Here is a 25,639-nt window from a genome sequence, read left to right as displayed (position 1 = left end):
CGCCTGCCTGTAGACAAGTCCCTGTTGGGAGCGGAACCGCAAGGGTTCGCCTCGGGGAACAGGAGCAGGGCATGAGGTGCAGCACTCGTCCGGTTGGCGGCACGCGTCGGGAGGGGCGCGTGGCATGCGCACGGAGCGACCGACCCACCCCCGCCGAACTCGCCGCACTGACCGGACACGACTAGCCGCGCCCCTCGGGGGAGGGGGAACGGACCCGCTCACGATCCGCGAAGGCGTCTTGGGGAAGTAACGCCGGAGCGATCGGAAGGCGGCGGCCGAGGAGCGAGACGCCGGGGGCGTGAGGGCAGGAAATGCGGGGGGACAGGTGGGGGGAATCGCGGGGGACGCGGGGGAATCGCGGGACGAGCACAGGGGAAGCGGGAAGGGACGCGGGGGACGTGGGGCGGGACGCGGGGGATGCGGGGCGGGGAAGCGCGCAGGGGGCGGTGGAAACGAGGGGGTCGGGGGGCGACTCGGGGAGAAGGATGGAGGGGTGGGCGGCGGCGGGCCGGTGGATGACGATCCACCGGCCCGGCGCCGCGTTCGTGCGCGGGCGGCGGAATTCGGCCCGGCCGCCCGGTCCCGAGCCGTGGTCGATCCGGCGGGTGGGCCGGCTCAGTTCGCCGGCGATCCCGTCGCCGCGGATCCCGCGTCCGGGGTGCGGGCCTCCGGCGTGAACGTCACCGGCAGCCGCTGCAATCCCCGCATGATCAGCCCGCCGCGCCACCGCAGTTCGTCCCTGGGCAGCGCCAGTCGTACGTCCGGCAGCCGGCTCAGCAGCGTGCCGATGGCGATCTGGCCTTCGAGCCGAGCCAGTGGTGCGCCGATGCAGTAGTGGATGCCGTGTCCGAACGCGAGGTGCTGGTTGTCCGCGCGGGCCGGATCGAGCAGATCGGGCTCGGCGAACCTGCGCGGGTCCCGGTCGGCCGCCGCGAGCACCACCAGCACCGGTTCGCCCGCCGGGATGCGTGTGCCGCCGATCTCCAGCTCGGTGGTGCTGAACCGCCACGTGGCCACCTCGACCGGCCCGTCGTAGCGCAGCAGTTCCTCGACCGTGGGGGCGAGCAGCGCCGGGTCGGCCTGCACCGCGAGTCGCTCGGCGTCGTGCGTGAGCAGCGTGAGCAGGCCGTTGCCGATCAGGTTGACGGTCGTCTCGAAGCCGGCGAAGAGCAGGATGAAGGCCATCGCCGCGGCCTCGTCCTCGGTCAGGTGCTCGCCGTGGTCGCTCGCCCGGATCAGCCCCGAGATCAGGTCGTCGTCCGCGTCGGTGAGGGTTGCGCGCTTGCGATGGATCAACTCGGCCAGGTACGTGCGCATGTGCCGCACCGCCCGGGCCACCCCGCCGCGCGGACCCGAGCCGTGCCGGATCATCATCCCGGCCCAGGTGCGGAAGTCCGCCTGGTCGTCCTCGGGCACGCCGAGCAGGTCGCAGATCGCGTAGATGGGCAGCGGGAACGCGAAGTCGTGGATCAGGTCGGCCTCGCCGGCGCGCGCGAAGTCGTCGAGCAGCCGGTCCGTCAGGGCCTGGATCCGAGGTCGGAACTCCTCGGCCCGGCGCGGCGTGAACGCCTTCGACACCAGCCGGCGCAGCCGGGTGTGGTCCGGTGGGTCGAGGTTGAGCAGGTGCGCGCCGACGCCGGAGCGCTGTTCGCCGGGCACCCCGACCTTGCCCTGCTTCCAGGCCGCCTCCGAGCGCCGCGGGTCCTTGCTCAACCGCTGGTCGGCGAGCGCCTGCTTGGCATCGGCGTACCGGGTGACCAGCCAGGCCTCGACCCCACTGGGCAGCGTGGTGCGGTGCACGGGCGCGTGCTCGCGCAGGTGTGCGTAGGCCGGATACGGATCGGCGATGAACTCGCGGGAGAACAACTCGGGTCCGGCGGGCACCGCGTGCGCCGGGCACCGGGCGGGATCGTCGGTCACGGCTGCGGGGTCCGCGCCGCCCGCAGGCCCTTGATGCCGAGCCAGCCGATCGCGTTGCCCGCCACGAACGAGACGATCGTCAGCGCCAGATGGATCAGGAAGAAGGTCGTCGCGCCGTCGTTCCAGGACCGGTCGTCGGCCCAGATGTTCTTGAGGAAGTTCGGCCACAGGATCCAGCTCCAGACGCCGAACAACACCAGACAGGTGGAAATACCTCGGCCGATCCTCAACGTGAAGCACCTGTTCCTCGGTCGAACCCCAGCAAATTTGTCCCGGTTCAGTATGCGGCGGCGCGGTCGGCGAACCGCAGCCGGGGGCCGCCAGTACGCTCATCACATGTCTGATTGGTTCCGGGCTTCTCGGAAGCCGGCCGTGTTCTGTGCTGCCTCGCTCGTTTTCGCGTTCGGTCTTGTCCCGGCCGCCCGGGCCGCCGGTCCCACCCAGGAACCACAGCCGCCCACGCCGATGTCCGATCTCGGCGGAGCACGCCTGGCCCAGCCCGGCGTACAGAGCGATCTGCCGCCCGGCACACCGCCGTTGCCCGCCGTCGAGGGCTGGGCGTGGGTGGTCGCGGACGCGGACACCGGCAAGATCCTGGCGGCGAAGAACCCGCACTGGAAGTTGCCGCCGGCCAGCACGCTCAAGATGTTGTTCGCCGACACGGTGCTGCCCAAGATCGACCGGAACACCACCCACCAGGTGACGCTCGCCGATCTGCAGGACCTGGGCGAGGGCAGCAGCCTGGTCGGGATAAAGGAGAACGAGACCTACAAGGTCGAGGACCTGTGGCGGGGCGTCTTCCTGCGCTCGGGCAACGACGCGGTACGCGTGTTGTGCGCGATGAACGGCGGCGTGCCCACGACGGTGCAACAGATGAACGAGCGGGCCAAGCAGCTTCAGGCGGGCGACACGAACGTGGTCTCGCCGGACGGGTACGACGCGCCCGGGCAGGTCTCCAGCGCGTACGACCTCGCGCTGTTCGCCCGCGAAGGACTCAAGAACAACGACTTCCGGTCGTACGCGAGTACGAAGGTCGCCGACTTCCCGGGTGTGGCGGGGGCCAAGTTCCAGATCCAGAACACCAATACGATGCTCGGCCAGTATCCCGGCATGATCGGCGTCAAGAACGGCTACACCACCAACGCGGGCAACACCTTCGTCGGCGGCGCGCAGCGCGGCGGCCACACGCTGCTGGTGAGCCTGATGCACGTCGAGGGCAAGGGCAAGACCTACGAGGACACCGGGAAGCTGCTCGACTGGGGCTTCGCGGCGCTGGCCCAGGCGAAGCCGATCGGCACACTCGTCGAGCCGCTCTCGTCGCCGGGCGGGAAGAAGGACAAGGACAAGGGCTCGAAGCCGACCGACGCCAAGGCGGGCGAGTCCAAGACCGCGCAGGCGGCGTCCTCTTCCGAGGACAAGGGCTTCAACTGGGGGCTGTGGGCGGGGCTCGGAGTGCCGGCGGCGCTCGTGCTGGGGGGTGGCGTGCTGTTCGCCCTTCGGCGGCGCGAGGGGGATTCGGGGGTTCGGTTCGAGGACGACATCCTGCCGTAGGGGGTGCGGGTGCCGGTTGGCTGGGAGGGTGGCCTCGAGCGCCGGCCGGGCTGGAGGGTGGCCTCAAGCGCCGGCCGGGCTGTCGGGTTGCTTGGCCGGGCTTGGAGGGTGGCGTCGAGCGCCGCCGGGGCTGTCGGGTTGCTTGGTGAGGCTGAAGGGTGGCCTCGAGGGTCGGGCTCAGGGGCGGTTTCGGGTGAAGCGTTCCAGAAGGATGCCCAGGGTGGCGGTGCCGGCGATGGCCAGGCCGTAGGTGCGGGCCGGGTGGGAGCGTTTCGCGGGGTAGCGGGACAGGTCCAGCGGTGGTTCGGCCGCCGCCTTCTCCGCCGCCGCGTCGGCGTTCTCCTCGGCCTCCGCCGCCTCTTGCGCGTTGGCCGTCCACGACGCGCAGAACAGCAGCAGTCGGATCACGAAGTAGATCCACAGGAGCAGTGCGACCGGCACGCCGAATGCGCCGTACGCGCTCTTCCCCGCGACGCCCGCGATGTATCCGGACACCAACAGCTTGAGCACCTCGAAGCCGACCGCGCCGATCAGCGCGCCCTTGACCGCGACCGCGCGGTGCATGGTCAGCCGAGGCAGGCCGACCAGCAGGTAGAGGAACAGCACCACGCTCGCGCCGACCGCGACCGCGAACGCGGCGATCTGGAGCAGGATCCGGCCGACCGGCTGGTGTTCGAGCCCGATCGAGTCGGAGATCTCGCGGATCACGATGGTCGCGAACGCGGACGCGCCCACCGACAACATGAGGGCGAGGCCGAGACCGATCAGCACACCCACGTCGGCGATCTTGCGCACGACCACATTGCCCGGCTCCTCCTCCACGTCCCAGATCGCCCGGATGGACGAGCGGGTCGCGTCCACCCATCCGGTCCCGGACATCAGCAGCAGCACGCCGCCGATCGCGCCGACCGCGCCCGCGTTGCGCACCAGTGCGTCCAGGTCGAGCTTGTCCGCGATGCCGGGGATCTGTTCGGAGATCTTGTTCTGCATGCGTTGGACCTGGGACGCGTCCAAAGCCGCGGCCACCACCGCCGCCGCGAGCGTGATCAGCGGGAACATCGACAGGAAGCCGTAGTAGGTCACCGCCGCGGCAAGCCGATTGCCCTGTCGGTCGCCGTACCGCGAATACGCCCGCCACGTCGGGCCGATGACCGGGATCCTCGCCAGTCGTTCCTTGATCGCCACGGCTGACTGCTGCCCCTCCGAGGTCCGGCCCACACGCGACTCCACTCTGCGACCTTCGGTGTGGCCACGACGGCGTCACACGGGCAGGGGGCCCGGCAACGACTGGCCGAACGCGAAGTCACGTTGCGGACGCCACACTCCGTCGGCGCCGTGCTCGTACAGACTGAAGCCCCAGATCGGGAAGACCGCGTCGTAGTCCACGAGTTCGGCGAACGCGAGGTCGAGCATATGGTCCGGCAGGTGGTGCGCGACGGTCACATGCGGGTGGTACGGGAAGTGCAACTCGCGCTCCAGCGGCCCGGATCGCACCGCGGCCTCGATCCGCTCACACTCCGGGATGCCGCGCGCGACCTGGACGAACACCACCGGCGAGGTCGGCCGGAAGGTGCCGGTGCTGCGCAGGTGTATGTCGAACGGCGCCTCGCCGGCGGCGACCGCGCGTAGATGTTCCTCGACCTCGGCCATCGCCTCGTCGGCCACCTCGGTGGGTGGCAGGAGGGTCACGTGGGTCGGGATGGCGTTCGCGAGCGGATCCCCGAACCCGGCGCGACGAGCCTGGAGCTCACTGCCGTAGGGCTCTGGGATCGCAATCGACACCCCGATGGTGCGCTTCGCCATGTGCTGCGCCTCAGACTCCCGTCCGGCCGGTCACCGGGGGCAGGAAGCCGACACGGTCGTACGTCTTGGCCAGCGTCTCGGACGCCACCGCGCGGGCCTTCTCCGCGCCCCGGGCGAGCACCCTGTCCAGCTCGTCCGGGTCGTCCAGGTAGGTGCGCACGCGGTCCTGGAAGGGCTCCACGAATTCGACGAGCACCTCGGCCACCTCCTTCTTCAGATCGCCGTAGCCCCTGCCCGCGAATCGCTCCTCCAACGCGGCGATCGAGGTGCCGGACAGCGCCGAGTGGATGGTGAGCAGGTTGGACACGCCCGGCTTCCCGGTCTCGTCGAAGCGCACCTCGGTGCCGGTGTCGGTGACCGCGCTGCGGATCTTCTTCGCGCTGACCTTGGGGTCGTCGAGCAGATTGACGATGCCCTTGGGCGCCGAGGCCGACTTGCTCATCTTGATCGTCGGGTCCTGGAGGTCGACGATTTTGGCCGTCTCCTTGACGATGAACGGCTTGGGGACGACGTAGGTCTCACCGAAGGTGGAGTTGAAGCGCTGCGCGATGTCGCGGGTCAGCTCCAGGTGCTGGCGCTGGTCCTCGCCGACCGGCACCGCGTCCGCCTGGTAGAGCAGGATGTCCGCGACCTGGAGCACCGGGTAGGTGAACAGGCCGACCGTGGTGCGGTCGCTGCCCTGCTTCGCCGACTTGTCCTTGAACTGGGTCATCCGCGCGGCCTCGCCGAAGCCGGTCACGCAGTTCATGATCCAGGCGAGCTGCGCGTGCTCGGGCACGTGGCTCTGCACGAACAGGGTGCAGCGTTCGGGGTCGAGGCCGGCCGCGAGCAGCTGCGCGGCGGACGTCCGGGTGCGGGTGCGCAGTTCCTTCGGATCCTGCGGAACCGTGATCGCGTGCAGGTCGACCACACAGTAGAAGGCATCGTGGCTGTCCTGGAGCGGCACCCACTGGCGGATCGCACCCAGGTAGTTGCCCAGGTGGAACGAATCCGCGGTGGGCTGGATTCCGGACAGAACACGGGGACGCGTCGATGCCATGACGCCATTCTCTCAGGCGTGTGGGGCGGATCCGGTCAGGGGAGCCACGCGACCCCCGCGCCGGGCGCACAACAAAGCGCGTGGGCGCCCCGGGGAAGACGCAACGATCGTGCGGCAGTGCACAACGCAGGCGGCTTTACCGCCCCTTCGAACGCAACCTAGGCTGTGCAGGGCCGATACACAGGGTCGTCGACCGCATATCCACGGTGACGACCGCATCCGGCCCCGGCCTGCCGCCATGCACGGCTACACCAACGGCACGGCAGATCGGTGTGGGTTCGCGGAAATCCCGTGCGCCCGTGCGCTGCCGCCGTCCGCGAGAAGGGGATATCGCGTGCGCCTCACCTCGTGCTGCGGTCGATCGGGCCGCGCCGCGCTGCGGTCGGAGCGCATATCGCCCGGAGTCGAGCGGCCGCGGGCGCCTCGACAGCGGCGCCGAGGGTTCGTCGCACCGCGGGCGGCCGAGGCACGGCACTACGTGATGTGCCCGCCGGTGTTCCTGGACGCGCCCGCGACCGACCGTTCGCCGGCCCGGCCGGATGTGCGGGGGCTGTCGGCGGAGACCGGCTTCCCGGCGCGGACGAGCGCCGCGATGGGTCAGTGGGAGCGGCTGCGCGGGACACTGATCGCGCTGGGGCATCGGGTGAGCCTGGTGTCCGGGCGACCGGGGCTGCCCGGCATGGTGTTCGCCGCGCGGGCCGCGACCGTGGTGGGTGGACGGGTGCTGGGCGCGCGGCCTCGTGCGGCGGATCGCTCCGCCGAGACCCCGGTCTACCTGGAGTGGTTCGACCGGCACGGCTTCCGGACGAGCCTGGAACCGGTGTTCGCGCACGAGGGCGAGAGCGACCTGATCCCGGCCGGACCGCGACTGCTGGCCGCGGCCGGACCGCTGACCGAGCCGGCCGCGCATGCCGAGGCGGAGGCGTTCTTCGGCCTGCCGGTGCTCCCGCTCGAACTCGCCGACCCGCGCTTCGGCCGGCTCGGCTCGGCGCTGACCGTGCTCGGCGAGCACACCGCGGCCTACTACCCCGGGGCGTTCACGCCGCGGGCGCAGCGCCGGCTGGCCAGGATCTTCCCGGAGCGGATCGAGGTCGACGAGGCGGACGCGCTCGCGCTCGGCCTGGACGCGGTCTCCGACGGACGCAGCGTGCTGCTGGGCGATGCGACACCCGCGCTTGCGGCCCGGCTCGCGGGCCGGGGGTTCCGTACGATCGAATTGGACATGTCGGCATTTGCGGCCCACGGCGCGAGCGTGCGCAGTTGCGTACTGGAACTGCGCGCCGATCGTTGATCGCACGTCTTCGCGGGGTATCCCGTCTGTGCGCACTCGGGTGAGTTTCATCCTTCTTGCCGCCGTTGTGCGCTTTCCTCTTTTCGTACCGTCATCCGCCGTCGTAACGCCACCCGCCTTCGTAGCCGTCCCCACCGATCCACACCGCGTATCGAATTCCACCGTTGCGAAAGGACGTCATGAGCACGCAGCACTCGCCCGTCCCCTCCTCCGAGCACACGTCCGGTGTCGGCCGCACCGCCGGCCCGGGAGCCGAGAGCACCCGACTGATCGAGCTGGCCGAGGACGTCAGCGCGCACAACTACCACCCGCTGCCGATCGTGGTGGCCGAGGCGCACGGTGCGTGGATGACCGATGTCGAGGGCCGGCGCTACCTGGACATGCTGGCCGGGTATTCCGCACTCAACTTCGGGCACGGCAACGCGCGCCTGATCGACGCGGCCAAGCGTCAGCTGGACCGAGTCACGCTGACCAGCCGCGCTTTCCACAACGACCGCTTCGCGCCGTTCTGCGAGCAGCTCGCGCAGCTGGCCGGCATGGAGATGGTGCTGGTGATGAACACCGGCGCGGAGGCGGTGGAGACCGCGGTCAAGACGGCGCGCAAGTGGGGCTACGAGGTCAAGGGTGTGCCGGACGGGCAGGCGAGGATCGTGGTCGCCGCCGGCAACTTCCACGGCCGCACCACCACGATCGTGAGCTTCTCCACCGACGAGGAGGCGCGTCGGCACTTCGGCCCGTACACCCCGGGCTTCGACGTGGTGCCCTACGGCGACGCGGCGGCGCTGCGCGCGGCGATCACCGACGACACGGTGGCGGTGTTGATCGAGCCGATCCAGGGCGAGGCCGGCGTGCTGGTCCCGCCGCCCGGCTACCTGGCCGAGGTGCGCCGGGTCACCGCGGAGCGCAACGTCCTGTTCGTCGCCGACGAGATCCAGTCCGGGCTCGGGCGCACCGGCCGCACCTTCGCGTGCGAGCACGAGGGCGTGGTGCCGGACATGTACATCCTGGGCAAGGCGCTCGGCGGTGGCATCCTGCCGATCTCGGCCGTGGTGTCCTCGCGCGCGGTGCTCGGTGTCTTCGCGCCCGGCGAGCACGGCTCGACCTTCGGCGGGAATCCGCTGGCGTGCGCAGTGGGCCTGGAGGTGCTGGAGATCCTGCGCTCCGGCGAGTTCCAGCAGCGCTCCGCCGACCTCGGCGACCACCTGCACCGCGAACTCGCCACCCTGGTCGGCCACTCGGTGACCGCCGTCCGCGGTCGCGGCCTGTGGGCCGGCGTCGACATCGATCCGGCGCACGGCACCGCCCGCGAGGTCTCCCAGGCCCTGATGGACCGCGGCGTCCTGGTCAAGGACACCCACGGTCAGACGATCCGCATCGCCCCGCCCCTGGTCATCTCCAAGGACGACCTGGACTGGTCCCTGGACCGACTGCGCGCCGTCCTGGCGTAACCCCCGGACGGGAACGGCCGCCGCACCCCACCTCAGCGGCCGTTCCCCCGCGCGTCACCCGGCTCGCCATGCCTCCAACAGATCCGCCGGCCCGAACGCGGCTTGCAGACCGGGAGAATCGACACCGCTCCGCGAGACCGCGACCAATGGAATCGGGTCCTCCGTGAGCATCGCCCGGTGTTTGTGCAGCGCGGCCAGGTCGTGGGCGTCGAACGGGGAGGCTTCGAGCCACTTGATCGAGCCGAGGAACAACAACCGCTCGGCCACGGGCTGCCGGTCGGCTCCGACCAGGTCGATCTCGACGTCGTTGCTCCGAGTCCAGTAGCCACCGACGGCGGGCGCGGCGGGCAGGCCGCCGGCGGGCAGGATCCGGGCCAGGGACTCGCGGACCAACGGCTCGACGGCGCGCCCTCGCCAGCCGGTCCACCCGCTTCCGATTCGGGTCAAGGTGAGGTCGCCGCGCATGCGCTCGATCTCCGCCATGTGGGGATCGAGGAAGGCCAGCCAGAAGCGCAGGTAGGGATCGGCCACCCGATAGCGGCGCTCCTTGGAGGGGCGCAGCGAGAGTGGCAGTTCGGTTGCCACGACCTGTTTGTCGATCAGCAAGTCGGCTGCTCGGGTGAGAGTGCTGTGCGCTATCCCACCGGCGGCTCGCGCGATGTTGCTGAAGGTGCGCTCGCCGGTACCGATCGCGCGCAGTACCTCTCGGCCCATCGCCTGTGCTGGGAACTCCGCCGCGAGCGAGCGTTCGGCCGAGACCAGGAGTGCGGAGATCGGGTTCTCCAACGCCGTCTCCAGGAATTCCCACATCGACGCTCCGGGGCGCCACTCCCGGCAGATCAGCGGCAACCCGCCGGTGATCAGCGCGGCGTCGAAGGCTTCGGCGGGTGCCAGGTCCAGCATGTCGCCGAGGTCGGCCGGGTTCAGCGGACCCACGACCATCTCACGCCCGCGCTGGTGGAAGGGCCGCTCGTGACTGTCGAGGGCCCGCATCATCGACGGGTCGCTTCCGACCAGCAGCAGCAGGACGGGCTTGCGGGAGAGCAATCGGTCCCAGGCGCGTTGCAGCATGCCCTCGAAGGCGTCGACGCGTTCCATCAGGTACGGGACCTCGTCGATCACCACGACGCTCGGGGTGTCGTCGGGCAGGATCTCGGCCAGCAGCCGAAAGGCCGCGTTCCACTGGGTCGGGGCTTCCTCGGCGAAGACCGAGTGGTCGGGCAGGGTGGATTGCTTCATCGCGTCGAGCAGCTCGGCCAACTCGTCCTCGGCCGAGCCGCCGCCGGCGGTGAAGAACAGGTACGGGACGGCCGCCTGCCGAAGAAACTCCTCGACCAACGTGGACTTGCCCACGCGGCGCCTGCCCCGCATGAGCACACACTGCCCGGGCCGCGCCGCGCCGACGGCGGACCGCACCTCGTCGAGCGTGTTCCGCAAGGTGTGCAGTTCCCGTTTCCGGCCGATGAAACGAGGCACGAGCAGTCCAAGTGGGCTGGGCGATGTACCGGCGAGCCGGTAGTAGCTCCCCGGATACTATCGCCGGCGATAGTATCCGTCGCCCTAGCTCTCATCGGCGTGTGTGCGAAGGCACGGCGTTCACGAGCTTCGGCGGCCCACCAGCCTCGGTTTGGGTTCGATGCCGGACAGGCCGTTCCAGGCCAGGTTGACCAGGTGCGCCGCGACGTCGGCCTTCTTCGGGCGGCGTACGTCCAGCCACCACTGGCCGGTGAGGGCGACCATGCCGACCAGCATCTGGGCGTACATCGGGGCGAGCTTCGGGTCGTAGCCGCGCGACTTGAACTCCAGCCCGAGAACGTCCTCGACCTGGGAGGCGATGTCGCTGATCAGCGACGCGAAGGTGCCGGTGGATTGGGCCACCGGCGAGTCCCGGACCAGGATCCGGAAGCCGTCGGTGTTCTGGTCGATGTAGTCCAGGAGGGCGAAGGCGGCCTGTTCGAGGAGCTCCCTCGGGTGCCCGCCGGTCAGGGCGCCGGTCACCATGTCCAACAATGCGCTGGTCTCGCGGTCCACGACGACGGCGTACAGACCTTCCTTGCCCCCGAAGTGTTCGTAGACCACCGGCTTCGAGACGCCCGCCTTGTGGGCGATCTCCTCGACGCTCGTCGCGTCGTAGCCACGCTCCGCGAACAGTGTTCGACCGATGTCGATCAACTGCTCGCGACGCTCTTTCCCGGTCATGCGCACACGACCGCCGCCGCGCGGTGCACTCCGCCTGCTGCTCTCGGTCACTGGCCCATCATGCCGCGCGGCGAGCCGCGACCCGTTCCCGGTCCGGCCAACGTACGTCCCAGACCCAGCCGAGCTTCTCCATCCAGCGGATCGCCCGGGCGCTGCTGTCGAGCTGGCCACGCAGTACGCCGTGCCGTGCGCTGGTCTGATCCGCGTGGTGCAGGTTGTGCCAGGACTCGCCCATCGAGGGGATCGCGAGCCACCACACGTTGCCCGAACGGTCGCGGGACTTGAACGGATGGTCGCCGACCGCGTGGCAGATCGAGTTGATCGACCAGGTCACGTGGTGCAGCAGCCCGACCCGGACCAGGCCGGCCCAGAAGAACGCGGTCAGCGCGCCCTGCCACGACCACGCCCACAGGCCGCCGACCAGCGCGGGAGCGGCCAGCGAGACCGCGACCCACAGCGGGAACTGGCGGGAGACCCGGATCATGTCGCGGTCCTTGAGCAGGTCGGGCGCGTACTTCTCCTGCGAGGTCTGCTCCACGTCGAACAGCCACCCCATGTGCGCCCACCACAGGCCCTTGGCCAGCGCGCCCACGCCGGTGCCGTAACGCCACGGCGAGTGCGGGTCGCCCTCCTTGTCGGAGAACCTGTGGTGCTTGCGGTGGTCGGCGACCCACCGCACCAGCGGCCCCTGCACGGCCATGTTGCCCGCGATCGCCAGGGCGATCCGGACCGGGCGCTTGGCCTTGAACGATCCGTGGGTGAAGTAGCGATGGAATCCGATGGTGATCCCGTGGCCGGTGATGGCGTACATCACGACCGCGATCACCACGTCGTGCCAGGACAGGCCCCACCCCCAGGCCACCGGCACCGCTGCCACCAGCGCGAGGAACGGGATGCCGATGAAGAGCGCCAAGGCGACCTGCTCGGCGAAGTGCTTGCGCTCGCCGCCGAGCGTGCCGCGCTGGGCGGAGTCGGTGGCGGACTTCCGTTCTTCGAGCACGCTGGTGCCGGGGGAAGGGGTCATAGGGATTCCCTCAGGTCGGGGGCGGCGATGCTACGGCGACGTAACCTACGGAGCCGTAAGTTCCGCCAGTATGGCAGGTCATGAGCGGAAAGTGAGGTGTCTGCCCGACCTCCGATTTTTCCGCCGCGCGAATGGCAAAACCCTTGTGTCGAACGGCTTCCCGGCCCGGCCGCAGGCATGCGTGGGGCGCCGGAGCGGCTTGTCGGGCCCGTCGCGCCGCGGTCTTCCGCGATGTTCCGTCGGGTCTACGGGGGGTTATTCGCGCACGAAGCGCCGAGGGGCCGGCATAGTGGGTGCCGTGAAAACGGGATGAGCCCGCCTGCCAAGCGGAATGCCCGATTCATTCCGCTATGGTGTAACTCGGCAGCACACGGGGTTTTGGTCCCCATGGTCCAGGTTCAAATCCTGGTAGCGGAGCCTCTCGGCAGTGCCGGCCGCAGCGGCGCGTGGAGCCTTCTCCCGACGGCGCTATCCTCATAGGGCCCGGTTTGTTCGGCTCGGCTTCGTCGTGCCGTCATTTCGTTTCTCCGAGGTCGGCCTTCGGAGTCGTCGGGCATCCCCCGCCAGCGATGCCGAGGAGCCTTGCTCTGTGAGCCCCATCCGCCCGGCTGCCGTCGTCGTACTTGCTGCGGGTGAAGGCACCCGCATGCGTTCCAAGACCACTCCGAAGGTGTTGCACGCCCTGGCCGGTCGGGCCATGGTCGGGCACGTGGTCGAGGCCGCTCGACGGCTGGATCCCGAAGACCTGATCGTCGTCGTCGGCCACGGCCGCGACAAGGTCGCGAGCTACCTGTCCGCGTTGGACCCGGCCGCCCGGGTGGTCGTCCAGGAACAGCAGAACGGCACCGGTCACGCCGTGCGCGTCGCCCTGGACGGGCTCGCCGAGAGCAACCGGGAGCCGGACGGCGTGGTCCTGGTCACGTGCGGGGACACCCCGCTGTTGACCGCGGACAGCCTGGCCGCACTGGTCGCGACCCACGAGAGCGAGGGCAACGCCGTCACCGTGCTCTCCGCGGTCGTGCCCGACCCGGCCGGCTACGGCCGGATCGTCCGGGAGAACACCCCCGACGGGCGCGGCGCCGTCACCGCGATCGTCGAGCACAAGGACGCCTCCGCCGCCCAGCGCGCGATCGCCGAGATCAACTCCGGCGTGTACGCGTTCGACGGCAAGCTGCTGCGCGAGGCGCTCGGCCAGATCACCCCGCACAACAGCCAGGGTGAGGAATACCTCACCGACACGCTGCACGTGCTGCGCGAGGCCGGGCACCGGGTGGGCGCCGCCGCGGCCGTGGACCACCGGGAGATCCTGGGCGTCAACGACCGGGTGCAGCTCGCCGAGGCACGGCGGGTGTTCAACGACCGCCTGCTCGAAGCCGCGATGCGTGCCGGGGTCACCGTGGTCGACCCCGCGACCACCTGGATCGACGTGGACGTCACGTTCGAACCGGATGCCGTACTCCACCCCAACACCCAGCTGCACGGCGCGACCGCCATCGCCGCCGAGGCCGTGGTGGGCCCCAACTGCACGCTGCGCGACACCGTCGTCGGCGAGCGGGCCCACGTGTACAACGCCACGAGCGACGGCGCCGAGATCGGCCCCGAGGCGACCGTGGGTCCGTACACCTACCTGCGACCGGGCACCCGGCTCGCGCAGGGGGCCAAGGTCGGCGGCTTCGTGGAGATGAAGAACGCCGTGGTGGGCCCCGGATCCAAGGTGCCGCATCTGTCGTATGTCGGAGATGCGACCATCGGGGTGGGCACCAATATCGGTGCGGCCACGATCTTCGTGAACTACGACGGCGTGAACAAGCACCACACGGTGGTCGGGGACCACGTGCGGGTGGGCAGCGACACCATGCTGGTCGCCCCGATCGAGATCGGCGACGGTGCCTACACGGCCGCCGGATCGGTGATCACAGAAGATGTCCCGCCCGGTGCGATGGCGGTGGCGCGGGGGCGCCAGCGCAACATCGACGGGTGGGTTGCACGCAAACGCGCGGGTACGGCCTCGGCGCAGGCCGCCGAACGCGCGCTCGCGGCCACGCAGGGGGACGCGGGCGACGTGCACACAACGGCCGGGCCGAACGACGGTTCTGCCGAGGCGAATGGCAAGGAGACGGTGCTGTGAGCGGGATCAAGGTGACGCCTGAGCGCAAGCTCATGCTCTTCACGGGCAGGGCCCACCCCGAACTTGCGAAGGAGGTGGCCTCGGAGCTCGGTGCGGATCTCGTTCCCACCAAGGCCTTCGAGTTCGCCAACGGGGAGATCTACGTACGTTTCGAGGATTCCGTACGAGGTGCCGACGCGTTCGTGATCCAGAGCCACACGGCTCCGATCAACACGTGGATCATGGAACAGCTGATCATGATCGACGCGCTCAAGCGGGCCTCCGCCAAGCGCATCACGGTCATCGTGCCGTTCTACGGCTACGCCCGTCAGGACAAGAAGCACCGCGGTCGCGAGCCGATCTCGGCCCGCCTGATGGCGGACCTGTTCAAGACCGCGGGTGCCGACCGGCTGATGGCCGTGGACCTGCACACGTCGCAGATCCAGGGCTTCTTCGACGGCCCGGTGGACCACCTGTTCGCGCTGCCGCTGCTGGCCGACCACGTCGGCAAGCGGGTGGACCGCGAGCGGCTCACCGTGGTCTCCCCGGACGCCGGCCGGGTCCGGGTGGCCGACCAGTGGACGGACCGCCTCGGCGCGCCGCTGGCGATCATCCACAAGCGTCGCGACCCCAACATCGCCAACGAGGTCACCGTGCACGAGGTGGTCGGTGACGTCACCGGCCGCACGTGTGTGCTGGTCGACGACATGATCGACACGGGTGGCACGATCTGCGCCGCCGCCGACGCGCTGTACGACAACGGCGCCGCCGACGTGATCGTGGCCGCCACCCACGCGGTGCTGTCCGGTCCGGCCGTGGACCGGCTGAAGAACTCGCGGATCAGCGAGGTCATCGTGACCAACTCGCTGCCGATCGAGGAGGAGCGTCAGTTCGACAAGCTGACCATCCTGTCGATCGCCCCGATGGTGGGTCGTGCGATCCGCGAGGTCTTCGAGGACGGTTCGGTCACGAGCCTGTTCGACGGCCACAGCTGACCCCACGGCACCGTCGACGGCGGCCCCCTTTGGGCCGTCGAGCCGTAACTCACGTACGCCGCCCGGTCGTTCGGCCGGGCGGCGTACGTGTGCCCATCTGCTTTTCGAGGTATCTTGCGTCGAATGGGGGGCGCGCTGTCACTCGTTCGAGTGGCGTTCGCCGCGACCCGATTTCGGGGTGACCGAGAAGAGCGGGTAGGCTAACGGGGTTGCCCGGCGAGGGATGCGCGCTACTTGCTCCGTGATCGACGCGGTAGTTGTGTGTCGTGTACTCCTCCAAGGCTTTTGCAGGGGACCCGGTGCCACTCGGGCACCTACGAACCGACTCCGGCCATCACCGTCCGCAGTCGATCCGCACCATGGGGACCCCGCCCCCGCCATCCGCCACCGCGTCGTTCGAGGAGTACCCGTCGTGTCCGAGGTCCGTATCGTCGCCGAGCCGCGTTCCGAGTTCGGCAAGGGTGCCGCCCGTCGCGCCCGTCGCGCGGGTAAGGTGCCGGCCGTCCTCTACGGTCACGGCTCCGCTCCGCTCCACCTTGCGCTTCCGGGCCACGAGCTCATGCTCGCGCTCAAGACCCCCAACGTCCTGTTCTCGCTGGACATCGACGGCAAGGCGCAGCTGGCCCTGCCCAAGGATGTACAGCGCCACCCGATCAAGCGTCACCTGGAGCACGTCGACCTCCTGATCGTCCAGAAGGGCGAGACGGTCACGGTCGAGGTTCCGGTCAGCACGGTCGGCGAGATCGCCCCGGGCGGTCTGCTCGAGACCGTCGTGCCGGCGCTTCCCGTCGAGGCCGACGCCACCGCGCTTCCCGGCACCATCGAGATCGACGTGACCGGCCTGGAGCCGGGCGCCTCGGTGCACGCCAAGGACATCAAGCTGCCGAAGGGCACCGCGCTCGCGGGCGACCCCGAAGCGGTCATCCTGCACATCCTCACCCCGTCGGCTCCGGAGCCGACCGCCGAGGAGACCGCGGCCGACGAGGCCTGATCCGGTCTCGTTGTCGTAGGACGAACGCGGGGACGACAACATCATGAGTGAGTCGCAGGCCCACGCCGGCACGGAGAACAGTCCGTGGTTGGTCGTGGGCCTCGGCAATCCCGGGCCCGAGTACGCCGGGAATCGCCACAACGTCGGGTTCATGGTCGTCGATCTGCTCGCCGAGCGGGATCGGTCGAGGTTCAAGGCGCACAAGTCGCGCGCCCAGGTGGTGGAGACCCGGATCGGCCCGCACCGGGTGGTGCTGGCCAAGCCGATGTCGTTCATGAACCTGTCCGGCGGTCCGGTGACCGCGCTGCGTGACTTCTACAAGATCCCGGTCGCGAACATCATCGCGGTCCACGACGAGTTGGACGTCGACTTCGGCGTGCTGCGGCTCAAGCGCGGTGGCGGCGACAACGGGCACAACGGCCTGAAGTCGATCACCAAGTCGCTCGGACCCGACTACCTGCGGGTGCGGTTCGGCATCGGCCGCCCGCCCGGGCGGATGGACGTCGCGGCGTTCGTGCTCAAGGACTTCTCCGCGACCGAGCGCAAGGAACTCGCGTTCGAGGTGGACCGAGCGGCCGACGCGTGCGAGGCACTGGTCCGCGAGGGCCTGGAGCGGGCGCAGAACGAGTTCAACACCTGACCGTGGCGGGTCGCGTGACGGACGAGCGAGGGCGGGCCCCACGGGGACCCGCCCTCGGCCGTGTCCGGGCGGCTACCAGCGGCCGTCGTCGCGGATGCGCACCGGCGCCAGCCCCAGGACCAGCGTGCTGATCGCGGAGTCCATCGACGAGCCGATGAACCATTCGCCGGTGTGGTCCAGGCCGAACACCCGACCGCTCGGATCGATCGCCAGGTAGCTGCTGCCGTCGTCCTCGTCGCCCAGCGGGGCCAGCGGGGTGCCCAGCGCGCGACCCACGTCGGTGAGCGTGCGCGGCAGGTGCAGCCCGCGGGTGGGGTCGATGGTGAACGGGCGGCGGAGTACGTCCTTGCCCGCGCCGCCGATGGCGAAGTGCAGCGTGCCGAATTCGGCCCAGGCCACCAGCGCCGCCGGGAACACGCTGTGCCGGTGCCCGTCGGGCGACTCGTGGTCGCTGATCTGCCGGGCCCACGTCTCGGCCTGGGTCAGCCGGCGCCGACCCACCGTCCAGCCGGCCCGCTTGAGTTCGTGCACCACGTCGGTGGAGAAGCGGGACACGTCAGCCGCTTTCCGTCGACGTGACGCCGAAGTGTTCGAGCATCGGTGCGCAGGACCGGCACGGCGGTTGATACGTGTCGTGTCGTGGGTCGCCGTCCTCGCGGATCCGGCGCAGGGTCAGCTTGGCCCCCTTGAGCGAGCGTCGTGCCTCCTGCACGGTGAACGGTCGCCGGGCCGCCCGCTTGGTGCGCGCCGCCTCGGCCTCGAAGAGATGCTCGGACACCAGCTCGACCTCGGGACAGCGGCCCCGCCAGCGCTCGCGTGCCTCGACCGGGAGGGCCATCAGGAAGTCCCGGACCAGCGGATGCGCCGTCGGCACGGTGTCGCCCTTGGCGCCGGCCCGGGTGCGGATGCGCTTGCCGACGAACAGCGCCGCCGCCACGGCCGGCAGGATGCTCTCCCGGGTGCCCCCCGGGGCGACCCGCTCGCGCGGGTCGGGATCCACCGGTTCGAGCTCCGGATCAACTTCCACCGTACGTTCCTTCGCCAGTGTCGTCGTCGGAGTACCCGCGGCCACGTGGCGTTCCCTTCTCGTTCATGTGCTGCTTCGGCCGAGGCGGCTTGTGTCGACGGATCGATCATGCCGGCGCCCGGATCGGTGACTGTGCGTGCAACAGCGTGCCAAACGTATCGGCGACCCGTGTAACCGGGACTCCCGGAAAGATCTTTGCAGTTCGGTCCGACCCGCGGATTTCCCGGTTGACCCGCGGCGGAGCGGATCGGGCGCTAGCTTCGTTCGGGTGGGGGTGCCGTGCGGCGGCTGGGCCCGCGCGGCCGGGGGGTTGCAGGGGAGTTGACGTTCCGTCATGTCGAATTCCGGGTCTGGGCGAGCCATCGGGCTCGCCGTCATAGGGGCCGGCTATTGGGGGCCCAATCTGGTGCGCAACGCGCAGGCCACACCGGCTCTGCGGGTGGAGTGGCTGTGTGATCTGGACGAGGCACGGGCCCGTGCGGTCCTGGGGGATTACAGCACGGTCCGGGTGAGCACGTCGTATCAGGAAGTGCTGGCCGACCCCGCGGTGCACGCGGTGGCGATCGCGACGCCGGCCGCGACGCACTTCGGGCTGGTCGCGGCGGCGCTGGAGGCGGGCAAGCACGTCCTGGTCGAGAAGCCGATCACGGCCGATCACTCGGACGCGGTCAAACTGGTCGAACTGGCCGAGCGCAACGGGCTGACGCTGATGTGCGATCACACGTTCTGCTACATGCCGGTGGTCCGACACATCCGCGATCTGATCCACAGCGGCGAACTGGGCGACATCCGTTTCTTCGACTCGGTGCGGATCAATCTGGGTCTGGTCCAGCCGGACGTGGACGTGGTGTGGGACCTCGCACCGCACGATCTGTCCATCCTGGACTTCATCCTGCCGCCGGGGGTGCGCCCGGTTTCGGTGGCGGCCCACGGCGCGGACCCGCTCGGCACCGGCCGGGCCTGCCTGGCCTACCTGGTGGTGCGGCTGAGCAACGAGGCGATCGCACACGTGCACGTGAACTGGCTCTCGCCGACCAAGGTGCGCACCACCATCATCGGCGGCTCCCGACGCACCCTGGTGTGGGACGACACCAATCCCGCGGCCCGACTCCAGGTGCACGACAAGGGCATCGACCTCGCCGAGGACGCCGCGCTCAGCCGGGAGGCCCGGCGGGAGAAGCTGATCTCCTACCGGGTGGGCGACGTGGTCTCGCCCGCGCTGCCCGAGCGGGAGGCGCTGCGCGCGGTGATGGCCGAATTCGCCGACGCGATCGGCACGTCCCGGCCGGCGCTGACCGACGGTCGCGCCGGTCTGCGGGTCCTGGAACTACTGGAGGCGGCCTCGCGCAGCCTGGAACTGGGCGGCGTCACCGTCGCGCTGGGAGAACTCTGATGGCTGTCGAAATCGCCGGTTCGCGTTGCGTGGTCACCGGCGGCGCGGGGACCATCGGGTCCACGATCGTCGACCGGCTGCTCGCCGCCGGGGCCGCGCAGGTGGTCGTGCTGGACAACCTGACCCGAGGGCACCGGGGCAACCTGGCCGGAGCGCTGACCGACGAGCGGTTCGAGCTGGTCGACGGCGACATCCGCGACCGGCCGCTGCTGGCCCGGCTGATGCCCGGCACCGACGTGCTGTTCCACCTCGCCGCGATCCGGATCACGCAATGCGTGGAGGAACCCCGGCTCGCGCTGGAGGTGCTCGTGGACGGCACCTACGACGTCATGGAGGCGGCGGTCGCCGCCGACGTGCGCAAGGTGGTCACCTCCTCCTCGGCGTCGGTCTACGGGCTCGCCGAGGAGTTCCCGACCACCGAGCTGCACCACCCGTACGACAACGACACGCTCTACGGCGCGGCCAAGCTGTTCAACGAGGGCCTGCTGCGCAGCTTCCGGACGATGTACGGCCTCGACTACGTGGCGCTGCGCTACTTCAACGTCTACGGCCCGCGCATGGACGTGCACGGCCTGTACACCGAGGTGCTGATCCGCTGGATGGAGCGGATCGGCAAGGGGGAACCCCCGTTGATCTTCGGCGACGGCCTGCAGACCATGGACTTCGTGTACACCGAGGACATCGCCCGCGCCAACCTCCTTGCCGCGCAGGCCGATGCCGCCGGTGAGGTGTTCAACATCGCGTCCGGGAGCGAGACTTCGCTGCGCGGACTGGCCGAGCGACTGTTGGCGGTGATGGGTGCGGAGGGGCTGGGCATCGAGTACGGCCCGGCCCGATCGACCGGCGGGGTGACCCGGCGGCTGGCCGATACCACCAAGGCCGCACGGGAGTTGGGCTTCACCGCGGAGGTGGACATCGACGAGGGACTGCGCCGACTGGTGGCGTGGTGGCGGGACGCGGTCTGATCCGATCGGGGCACCGAGGGGGTTCGGTGGGCACCGGGTGCGGGGCGGACGCGGCTGGGACGGGCATGGGCGGGCGACCGGGCTGGGGGAAGGCACGATGAGCATGGAACGAATTCCGGTGATGCGGCCCTGGATGGGCGAGGAGGAGGCCGCCGCCGCGGCGGAGGCGGTGCGCTCCGGGTGGGTGGCCCAGGGACCTCGGGTGGCCGCCTTCGAGCGGGCGTTCGCGGAGTACGTCGAGGTGCCCGCGGCGATCGCGGTGTCCTCGTGCACCACCGCGCTGCACCTGGCGCTGATCAACGCGGGGGTGGGGCCGGGCGACGAGGTCGTGGTGCCCTCGCTGTCCTTCGTGGCCACCGCCAACGCGGTGCGCTACGTGGGTGCGCGCCCGGTGTTCGCCGATGTCGAACTCGCCACCGGGAACCTGACTCCGGAGACGATCGAACCGGTGCTCACCGCCGCGACGCGCGCGGTGATCCTGGTCGATCAGGGCGGCATTCCGGCCGATCTGGACGGGGTACGGGCGCTGGTGGACGCCCGCGGCATCGTGGTGGTGGAGGACGCGGCATGCGCGGCGGGCTCGACCTACAAGGGGCGACCGGTGGGCGCCGGCGCGATGTCCGCGACGTTCTCCTTCCATCCGCGCAAGCTGCTGACCACCGGCGAGGGCGGCATGCTCACGCTCGCGCGCGAGAGCGCGGCACCGCGGTTGCGTCGGTTGCGCGAGCACGGGATGAGCGTCAGCGCGGCCGACCGGGACGCCGCGGACCGCGCGGGCGGGGCGCCGGTGGTGGAGAGTTACGACGAACTCGGCTTCAACTACCGGATGACCGACATCCAGGCGGCGATCGGCCTGGTGCAACTGGGCCGACTGCCCGCGATGGTCGCCCGGCGCCGGGAACTGGCCTCCCGCTACCGAGAGGTGCTCGCCGGGGTGGCCGGGCTGGAGACGGCGGCCGATCCGGCGTACGGGCTGACCAACTATCAGGCGTTCTGGGTGCTGCTGCCCGAGGACTTCCCCGTCTCGCGCGACGACCTGCTCGGGGAACTGGCCCGGGCCGGCATCTCGGCGCGGCGCGGGATCATGGCCGCGCATCTGGAACCGGCCTACGCGGACGTCGAACACGTACCGCTGCCCGCCACCGAGCGGTTGACCCGGGACTCGCTGATCCTGCCGCTGTTCCACGACCTGACCGAGGACGAGCAGGACCGGGTGGTCGCCGCGGTGCGGGCGGCGGCCGGCGTCCGGGCGGCGGTCTAGTGTCCTTTCGCGATCTGCTGTTGGTCGGCGCCGGCGGGTTCGCCCGCGAGGTCGCCGCGGCGATCCCGGACTTTCGTGCCCCGCGCGGGAGTTCGGGGTGGCGGCTGCTCGGCTTCCTGGACGACGATCCGGCCCGCCTGGACACCGAGGTGGACGGCTTCCCGGTGCTCGGCGGTGCCGACGCGGTGCACACGTGGTCGGATGCGCTGGTGGTGGTGTGCGTCGGGAGTCCGACGAACTGGTGGAGTCGCTCGCGGGTGGTGGCCCGGCTGGGCCTGCCGGACTCGCGCTGGGCCACGCTCGTGCACGTGAGTGCGGTGGTTCCGCGGACGTGCGAGGTCGGGCCGGGCGCGGTGCTGATGGCACAGACGGTGCTGACCACCTCGGTCCGGGTGGGCGCCCACGCGCACACCATGCCGCACGTGGTGCTGACCCACGACGACGACGTGGGCGATTTCGCCACGCTGGCCGCGGGAGTGCGGTTGGCGGGCGCGGTGACGGTGGGCCGGGAGGCGTACCTGGGAGCCGGTGCGCTGGTGCGCGAGCGCCGCACCATCGGTGCCCGGTCGCTGGTGGGGATGGGCTCGGTCGTGACGCGGGACGTGCCGCCGGCCGAGGTGTGGGCGGGGGTGCCGGCCCGCCGACTGCGGTCGGCGCCGACCCCCGCCGCCGTGGGGATTTCACGAGGGGGAGATGCGAATGAGTGCTGACCGGGACCGGATTCCGTTGGTGGACCTGGCCGCCGCGCACGCCGAGGTGGCCGGCGAGGTCGAGGCCGGCATCGCCCGGGTGCTGGCCACCTGCGCGTTCGTGGGCGGCCCGGACGTCGCGGGCTTCGAGGCCGAGTACGCCGAGTTCACCGGCGTCGCGCACTGCGTCGGGGTGGCCAACGGCACGGACGCCGTGGAACTGGCGCTGCGGGTGCTGGAGGTGGGCGCGGGAGCGGGCGTGGTGATGCCCGCGAACACGTTCGTGGCGACCGCGGAGGCGGCGGTCCGGGCGGGCGCCCGGCCGGTGTTCGCGGACGTGGACGACGAGTTCCTGCTGCTGGATCCGCAGCGGGCCGCCGAGGCGCTCGGCGGCCCGGTCGAGGCCCACGCCGTGGTCCCGGTACACCTGAACGGCCAACTGGCGCCGATGGGCGCGTTGCGGGCGTTGGCGCAGGCCCGCGGCGTGTTCCTGGTCGAGGATGCCGCGCAGTGCCAGGGCGCGACCCAGGACGGCACCGCACCCGGCGGGTGGGGGCCCGACTCCATCGCGGCGACCAGCTTCTACCCGGGCAAGAACCTGGGCGCCTACGGCGACGGCGGCGCGGTGGTGACCGGCAACGAGGCATACGCGGCCGCGGTGCGCGAGATGCGCGACCACGGGTCGTCGCGCAAGTACGTGCACACGCGCCTGGGCTTCAACTCGCGCCTGGACACCATCCAGGCCGTGGTGCTGCGCGCCAAGCTGCGCCGACTCGCCGACTGGAACGTGCGGCGGCGGGCGGCGGCGGCCCGCTACGACGCGCTGCTCGCCGGGGTCGAGGGCGTGCGGGTGCCGGGCACCGCGCCGGGCAACGAGCACGTATGGCACCTGTACGCGGTTCGGGTGCCCGAGCGGGACAAGGTGCTCGCGCTGCTGAACGAGGCGGGCGTGGGTGCCGGTGTGCACTATCCCGTGCCGGTGCACCTGCAACCCGCCTTCGCCGAACTGGGTTACGCACGTGGTGACTTCCCGGTCGCCGAGCGGGCCGCCGAGCAGATCCTGACGCTGCCGCTGTACCCGCAGCTGACCGTGTCGCAGCAGGAGCGCGTCGTGGAGGTGCTCGCGGGAGCGCTGAGCCGGCTGTGAGGCCCGGGCCCGACGACGGACCGGCGTGCCTGCCCGCGCCCGGCACGATCCGCCATCTCGGCCACGCCGGTTTCGTGGTCGCCCACGCGGGCGTCTCGCTGCTGATCGACCCGTGGTTCCACCCCGCCTTCCTCGGCGCGTGGTTCCCGTTCCCGGACAATCGCGCGTTGTTGCCCGAGGTGCTCGCCGGCGGATACGACCTGCTCTATCTCTCGCACCTGCACGAGGACCACTTCGACGAGCGGGTGCTGGAGCGACTCGACCGCGGCATCACCGTGGTGTTGCCCCGGTACCGGTCCAAGTCCCTGGTCGGGCGGATGAGTGCGCTGGGTTTCCACGAGCAGGTCGTGCTCGGCCATCGCGAGTCGTTCACGCCCGCGCCGGGACTGACCCTGACCATGCTGCTGGACACCAGCCACAAGGAGGACAGCGGCCTGCTCGTCGACCTGGACGGCTACCGCTTCCTGGACCTCAACGACTGCAACACCCCGCTCGGCGAACTCCCGGGCGACGTCGACCTGTTGTCCGCACAGTTCTCCGGTGCGATGTGGTACCCGAACGCGTACGCGTATCCGGAGGAGACCCAGCGCAAGAAGACCGCCGAGGTGCGCTCGGACCTGTTCGACACACTGGTGCGCAAGGTTCGCCTGACCGGTGCGCGCGCCTACCTGCCGTCGGCCGGCCCGCCGGTGTTCCTGGATCCCGAACTCGCCCGGTACAACGACCGGGACGAGACGATCTTCCCGCTGTGGGACGCGTTCGCCGACGACTTCGCGGCGGCCTGTCCGCAGGTGCGGGTGATCGAGGCGGCACCGGGCGACGACCTCGGCGCGCCGACCGGCCCGGTGGCGCACTGGCGCACCGAGGCCTACCTGAGCGCCTATCGGGACCGCCGCGAGGCCGAGTGGCGGGCCTATGCCGAGCCGGCGTTCGAGCCGGTCGGGCCGGCCGAACTGGACGCCTATCTGGCCCGGTTGCAGAGCTGGAACAAGCGCTTCCTGGGCGACTGGCGCAAGGATGTGCGATTGACCTCGGACGGGTCTTCCTGGTCGGTGCGGCTGGGCCGGATCGCGGGCGACATCGTGTTCGAGGAGGAGCCGGTCGACCCCGCCTACACGATCGAGGTTCCGCAGCGGGTGTTGCGCGCGATCGTGGACGGTGCGGTGGGGTGGGAGGAGGCGCTGCTGTCCATGCGCCTGGGCCTGGCCCGTGATCCGGACGTGTTCGACCTGACCCTGATGAGCCTGCTGCGCTACGGCGAGCACCCGGCGCAGACCATGCAGATGGTCCGCGAGCGCGAATCGGCCGCGCACGGCGAGTCGATCGAGCGGTGCGGGGTGCGGATGCAGCGGTTCTGTCCGCATGCCGGCGAGGACCTGTCGCACGCGGACATCGCGGACGGCGTGCTGGAGTGTCCGCGCCATCACTGGAAGTGGCGCCTGGACACCGGCGAGTGCGTGGCGGGCGGGACCGTGCCGCTGCGGGTCGAGCCGATCGCCGACGACGTCCCGGATCGGTGACGATCGCCGCCGATCGCTCGGGACATGCGTTCGAGCGTACGGCGGTTGACATAACGTCCTGCTCCGGATCGACGGCCGCCCTGCTCGTCCGGCGCGCCGTCACCCCTGCGAGCGAGTCCGCGCCACTCGTTCGCCCTATTCGTCAGAAAAGATGATTGATCGCGATATTGCATCCTTTGTATGTCGGTAAAGACGCGTTAGGCATTCAAAACGAAAACGTTTTTCTCCGAAACGTCCGGGTTCCGTCACGAGCGTGTCATGGCGCGTCGAGTGGCGACCACGCGGCGGCCGCAAGTGCTGCGGTGTGGCCGTCCAGGTCATTCGCGTCCCTCGGGACGGGAGTGGCGCCCGTGATGTCTGGAGGTTGTCCATGAGCACCTGGGGATGGGTCTGCCAGGAGAACGCCTGTCCGTCGAAGTCCGACGGCGCCCGCCAGCGGTACCGATCGAAGGACGCGGCACAGGTGGCGGCCAAGGCGCACACGAAGGCCACCGGGCACAAGACGAGGATCATCGAGTACAGGTAGCCGACCGGTCACGGCCGCCCGGGGACACGCGGGAAACAGGCGGGCACGAGTGGGAACGGGCGCACCCGCGTAGGAACGGGCGGGCACCAGTGGGAAAAGGCCG

The 25,639-nt window shown here is 70.4% G+C and carries 24 protein-coding genes and 1 tRNA gene; 15 read left to right on the top strand and 10 right to left on the bottom strand.

Annotated elements, in window-relative coordinates:
- Positions 1–615 precede the first annotated feature (615 nt).
- Together ACFZBU_RS21995 and ACFZBU_RS21990 are read right to left on the bottom strand one after the other, a co-directional pair.
- On the bottom strand, positions 616–1,920 hold the full coding sequence (locus ACFZBU_RS21995) for a cytochrome P450 (RefSeq protein ID WP_391585321.1): 1,305 nt from the start codon (positions 1,918–1,920) through the stop codon (positions 616–618).
- Positions 1,917–2,150: an SCO4848 family membrane protein gene (locus tag ACFZBU_RS21990; RefSeq protein WP_391585320.1), complete on the bottom strand. Its 234-nt coding sequence runs from the start codon at positions 2,148–2,150 to the stop codon at positions 1,917–1,919. The genes ACFZBU_RS21995 and ACFZBU_RS21990 overlap by 4 nt, the downstream gene beginning before the upstream one ends.
- Positions 2,151–2,256: 106 nt before the next feature.
- Here ACFZBU_RS21990 and ACFZBU_RS21985 point away from each other — a divergent pair, with 106 nt between their 5' ends.
- A complete protein-coding gene (locus tag ACFZBU_RS21985; RefSeq protein ID WP_391585319.1) occupies positions 2,257–3,471 on the top strand; it encodes a D-alanyl-D-alanine carboxypeptidase family protein in 1,215 nt (404 codons plus the stop codon).
- Positions 3,472–3,648: 177 nt separating this feature from the next.
- On the opposite strand, the gene ACFZBU_RS21980 is transcribed toward ACFZBU_RS21985, so the two are convergent.
- The 3 genes from ACFZBU_RS21980 to trpS are packed head-to-tail and all read right to left on the bottom strand — an operon-like array spanning position 3,649 to position 6,313.
- Positions 3,649–4,689, bottom strand: coding sequence for a YihY/virulence factor BrkB family protein (locus tag ACFZBU_RS21980; RefSeq protein ID WP_391585318.1), 1,041 nt, complete (start codon positions 4,687–4,689; stop codon positions 3,649–3,651).
- Positions 4,690–4,731: 42 nt separating this feature from the next.
- Complete coding sequence (locus ACFZBU_RS21975; protein ID WP_391585317.1) at positions 4,732–5,274, bottom strand: 2'-5' RNA ligase family protein; 543 nt, start codon at positions 5,272–5,274, stop codon at positions 4,732–4,734.
- 10 nt (positions 5,275–5,284) lie between these two features.
- Entirely contained in the window at positions 5,285–6,313 is a 1,029-nt protein-coding gene (gene trpS, locus ACFZBU_RS21970) for a tryptophan--tRNA ligase (protein ID WP_391585316.1), read from the bottom strand.
- A 334-nt stretch (positions 6,314–6,647) separates the two neighbouring features.
- Between trpS and ACFZBU_RS21965 the strand changes: the two genes are divergently transcribed.
- Both ACFZBU_RS21965 and rocD read left to right on the top strand, forming a co-directional pair.
- Positions 6,648–7,604 carry a dimethylarginine dimethylaminohydrolase family protein gene (locus ACFZBU_RS21965; protein ID WP_391585315.1) on the top strand — a complete coding sequence of 319 codons (957 nt, stop codon included), beginning with the start codon at positions 6,648–6,650 and terminating at the stop codon, positions 7,602–7,604.
- Between the two features lie 179 nt (positions 7,605–7,783).
- Complete coding sequence (rocD, locus tag ACFZBU_RS21960) at positions 7,784–9,052, top strand: ornithine--oxo-acid transaminase (protein ID WP_391585314.1); 1,269 nt, start codon at positions 7,784–7,786, stop codon at positions 9,050–9,052.
- Between the two features lie 54 nt (positions 9,053–9,106).
- Here rocD and ACFZBU_RS21955 read toward each other — a convergent pair whose 3' ends face one another.
- From ACFZBU_RS21955 to ACFZBU_RS21945, 3 genes are all read right to left on the bottom strand, one after another.
- A complete protein-coding gene (locus ACFZBU_RS21955) occupies positions 9,107–10,528 on the bottom strand; it encodes an ATP-binding protein (RefSeq protein WP_391585313.1) in 1,422 nt (473 codons plus the stop codon).
- A 120-nt stretch (positions 10,529–10,648) separates the two neighbouring features.
- The gene (locus ACFZBU_RS21950) at positions 10,649–11,251 is read right to left on the bottom strand and encodes a TetR family transcriptional regulator (protein WP_391585312.1); all 603 of its coding nucleotides are present in this window, start codon (positions 11,249–11,251) and stop codon (positions 10,649–10,651) included.
- Between the two features lie 58 nt (positions 11,252–11,309).
- On the bottom strand, positions 11,310–12,275 hold the full coding sequence (locus ACFZBU_RS21945) for an acyl-CoA desaturase (protein WP_391585311.1): 966 nt from the start codon (positions 12,273–12,275) through the stop codon (positions 11,310–11,312).
- A 344-nt stretch (positions 12,276–12,619) separates the two neighbouring features.
- On the opposite strand from ACFZBU_RS21945, the gene ACFZBU_RS21940 reads away from it, so the two are divergent.
- The 5 genes from ACFZBU_RS21940 (at position 12,620) to pth (ending at position 17,008) form a co-directional block, all read left to right on the top strand.
- Positions 12,620–12,692 (top strand) — tRNA-Gln (locus ACFZBU_RS21940).
- 172 nt (positions 12,693–12,864) lie between these two features.
- Positions 12,865–14,403 carry a bifunctional UDP-N-acetylglucosamine diphosphorylase/glucosamine-1-phosphate N-acetyltransferase GlmU gene (glmU, locus tag ACFZBU_RS21935; protein ID WP_391585310.1) on the top strand — a complete coding sequence of 513 codons (1,539 nt, stop codon included), beginning with the start codon at positions 12,865–12,867 and terminating at the stop codon, positions 14,401–14,403.
- On the top strand, positions 14,400–15,377 hold the full coding sequence (locus ACFZBU_RS21930; RefSeq protein ID WP_391585309.1) for a ribose-phosphate diphosphokinase: 978 nt from the start codon (positions 14,400–14,402) through the stop codon (positions 15,375–15,377). The genes glmU and ACFZBU_RS21930 overlap by 4 nt, the downstream gene beginning before the upstream one ends.
- Positions 15,378–15,789: 412 nt before the next feature.
- Positions 15,790–16,368: a 50S ribosomal protein L25/general stress protein Ctc gene (locus ACFZBU_RS21925; RefSeq protein WP_126637514.1), complete on the top strand. Its 579-nt coding sequence runs from the start codon at positions 15,790–15,792 to the stop codon at positions 16,366–16,368.
- A 43-nt stretch (positions 16,369–16,411) separates the two neighbouring features.
- Positions 16,412–17,008 (top strand): aminoacyl-tRNA hydrolase, encoded by a 597-nt coding sequence (gene pth, locus ACFZBU_RS21920; RefSeq protein ID WP_391585308.1) that lies wholly within the window; start codon positions 16,412–16,414, stop codon positions 17,006–17,008.
- Between the two features lie 72 nt (positions 17,009–17,080).
- Here the strand turns inward: pth and ACFZBU_RS21915 are convergent, their stop codons facing one another.
- On the bottom strand, positions 17,081–17,563 hold the full coding sequence (locus ACFZBU_RS21915; protein ID WP_391585307.1) for an SUKH-3 domain-containing protein: 483 nt from the start codon (positions 17,561–17,563) through the stop codon (positions 17,081–17,083).
- A gap of 1 nt (position 17,564) precedes the next feature.
- Positions 17,565–18,035, bottom strand: coding sequence for a YwqJ-related putative deaminase (locus ACFZBU_RS21910; RefSeq protein WP_391585306.1), 471 nt, complete (start codon positions 18,033–18,035; stop codon positions 17,565–17,567).
- Between the two features lie 334 nt (positions 18,036–18,369).
- On the opposite strand from ACFZBU_RS21910, the gene ACFZBU_RS21905 reads away from it, so the two are divergent.
- From ACFZBU_RS21905 to ACFZBU_RS21875, 7 genes are all read left to right on the top strand, one after another.
- Complete coding sequence (locus ACFZBU_RS21905; RefSeq protein WP_391585305.1) at positions 18,370–19,428, top strand: Gfo/Idh/MocA family protein; 1,059 nt, start codon at positions 18,370–18,372, stop codon at positions 19,426–19,428.
- Positions 19,428–20,393: an NAD-dependent epimerase/dehydratase family protein gene (locus tag ACFZBU_RS21900; RefSeq protein ID WP_391585304.1), complete on the top strand. Its 966-nt coding sequence runs from the start codon at positions 19,428–19,430 to the stop codon at positions 20,391–20,393. Before ACFZBU_RS21905 ends, ACFZBU_RS21900 begins: the two co-directional genes overlap by 1 nt.
- A 97-nt stretch (positions 20,394–20,490) precedes the next feature.
- Positions 20,491–21,654, top strand: coding sequence for a DegT/DnrJ/EryC1/StrS family aminotransferase (locus tag ACFZBU_RS21895; RefSeq protein WP_391585303.1), 1,164 nt, complete (start codon positions 20,491–20,493; stop codon positions 21,652–21,654).
- Positions 21,654–22,364, top strand: a complete 711-nt coding sequence (locus ACFZBU_RS21890) for an acetyltransferase (protein WP_391585302.1) — start codon at positions 21,654–21,656, stop codon at positions 22,362–22,364. Before ACFZBU_RS21895 ends, ACFZBU_RS21890 begins: the two co-directional genes overlap by 1 nt.
- On the top strand, positions 22,354–23,490 hold the full coding sequence (locus tag ACFZBU_RS21885) for a DegT/DnrJ/EryC1/StrS family aminotransferase (protein WP_391585301.1): 1,137 nt from the start codon (positions 22,354–22,356) through the stop codon (positions 23,488–23,490). The genes ACFZBU_RS21890 and ACFZBU_RS21885 overlap by 11 nt, the downstream gene beginning before the upstream one ends.
- Positions 23,487–25,010, top strand: a complete 1,524-nt coding sequence (locus tag ACFZBU_RS21880; RefSeq protein WP_391585300.1) for a Rieske 2Fe-2S domain-containing protein — start codon at positions 23,487–23,489, stop codon at positions 25,008–25,010. Before ACFZBU_RS21885 ends, ACFZBU_RS21880 begins: the two co-directional genes overlap by 4 nt.
- A gap of 370 nt (positions 25,011–25,380) precedes the next feature.
- Positions 25,381–25,536, top strand: a complete 156-nt coding sequence (locus tag ACFZBU_RS21875; RefSeq protein WP_391585299.1) for a hypothetical protein — start codon at positions 25,381–25,383, stop codon at positions 25,534–25,536.
- Positions 25,537–25,639: the final 103 nt, after the last annotated feature.

It is taken from the genome of Embleya sp. NPDC008237 (assembly GCF_042956465.1).
Taxonomy (GTDB): Bacteria; Actinomycetota; Actinomycetes; order Streptomycetales; family Streptomycetaceae; genus Embleya.
The sequence above is the reverse complement of the archived record's forward strand: the minus strand, read 5'-3'. Positions and strand labels throughout refer to the sequence as shown.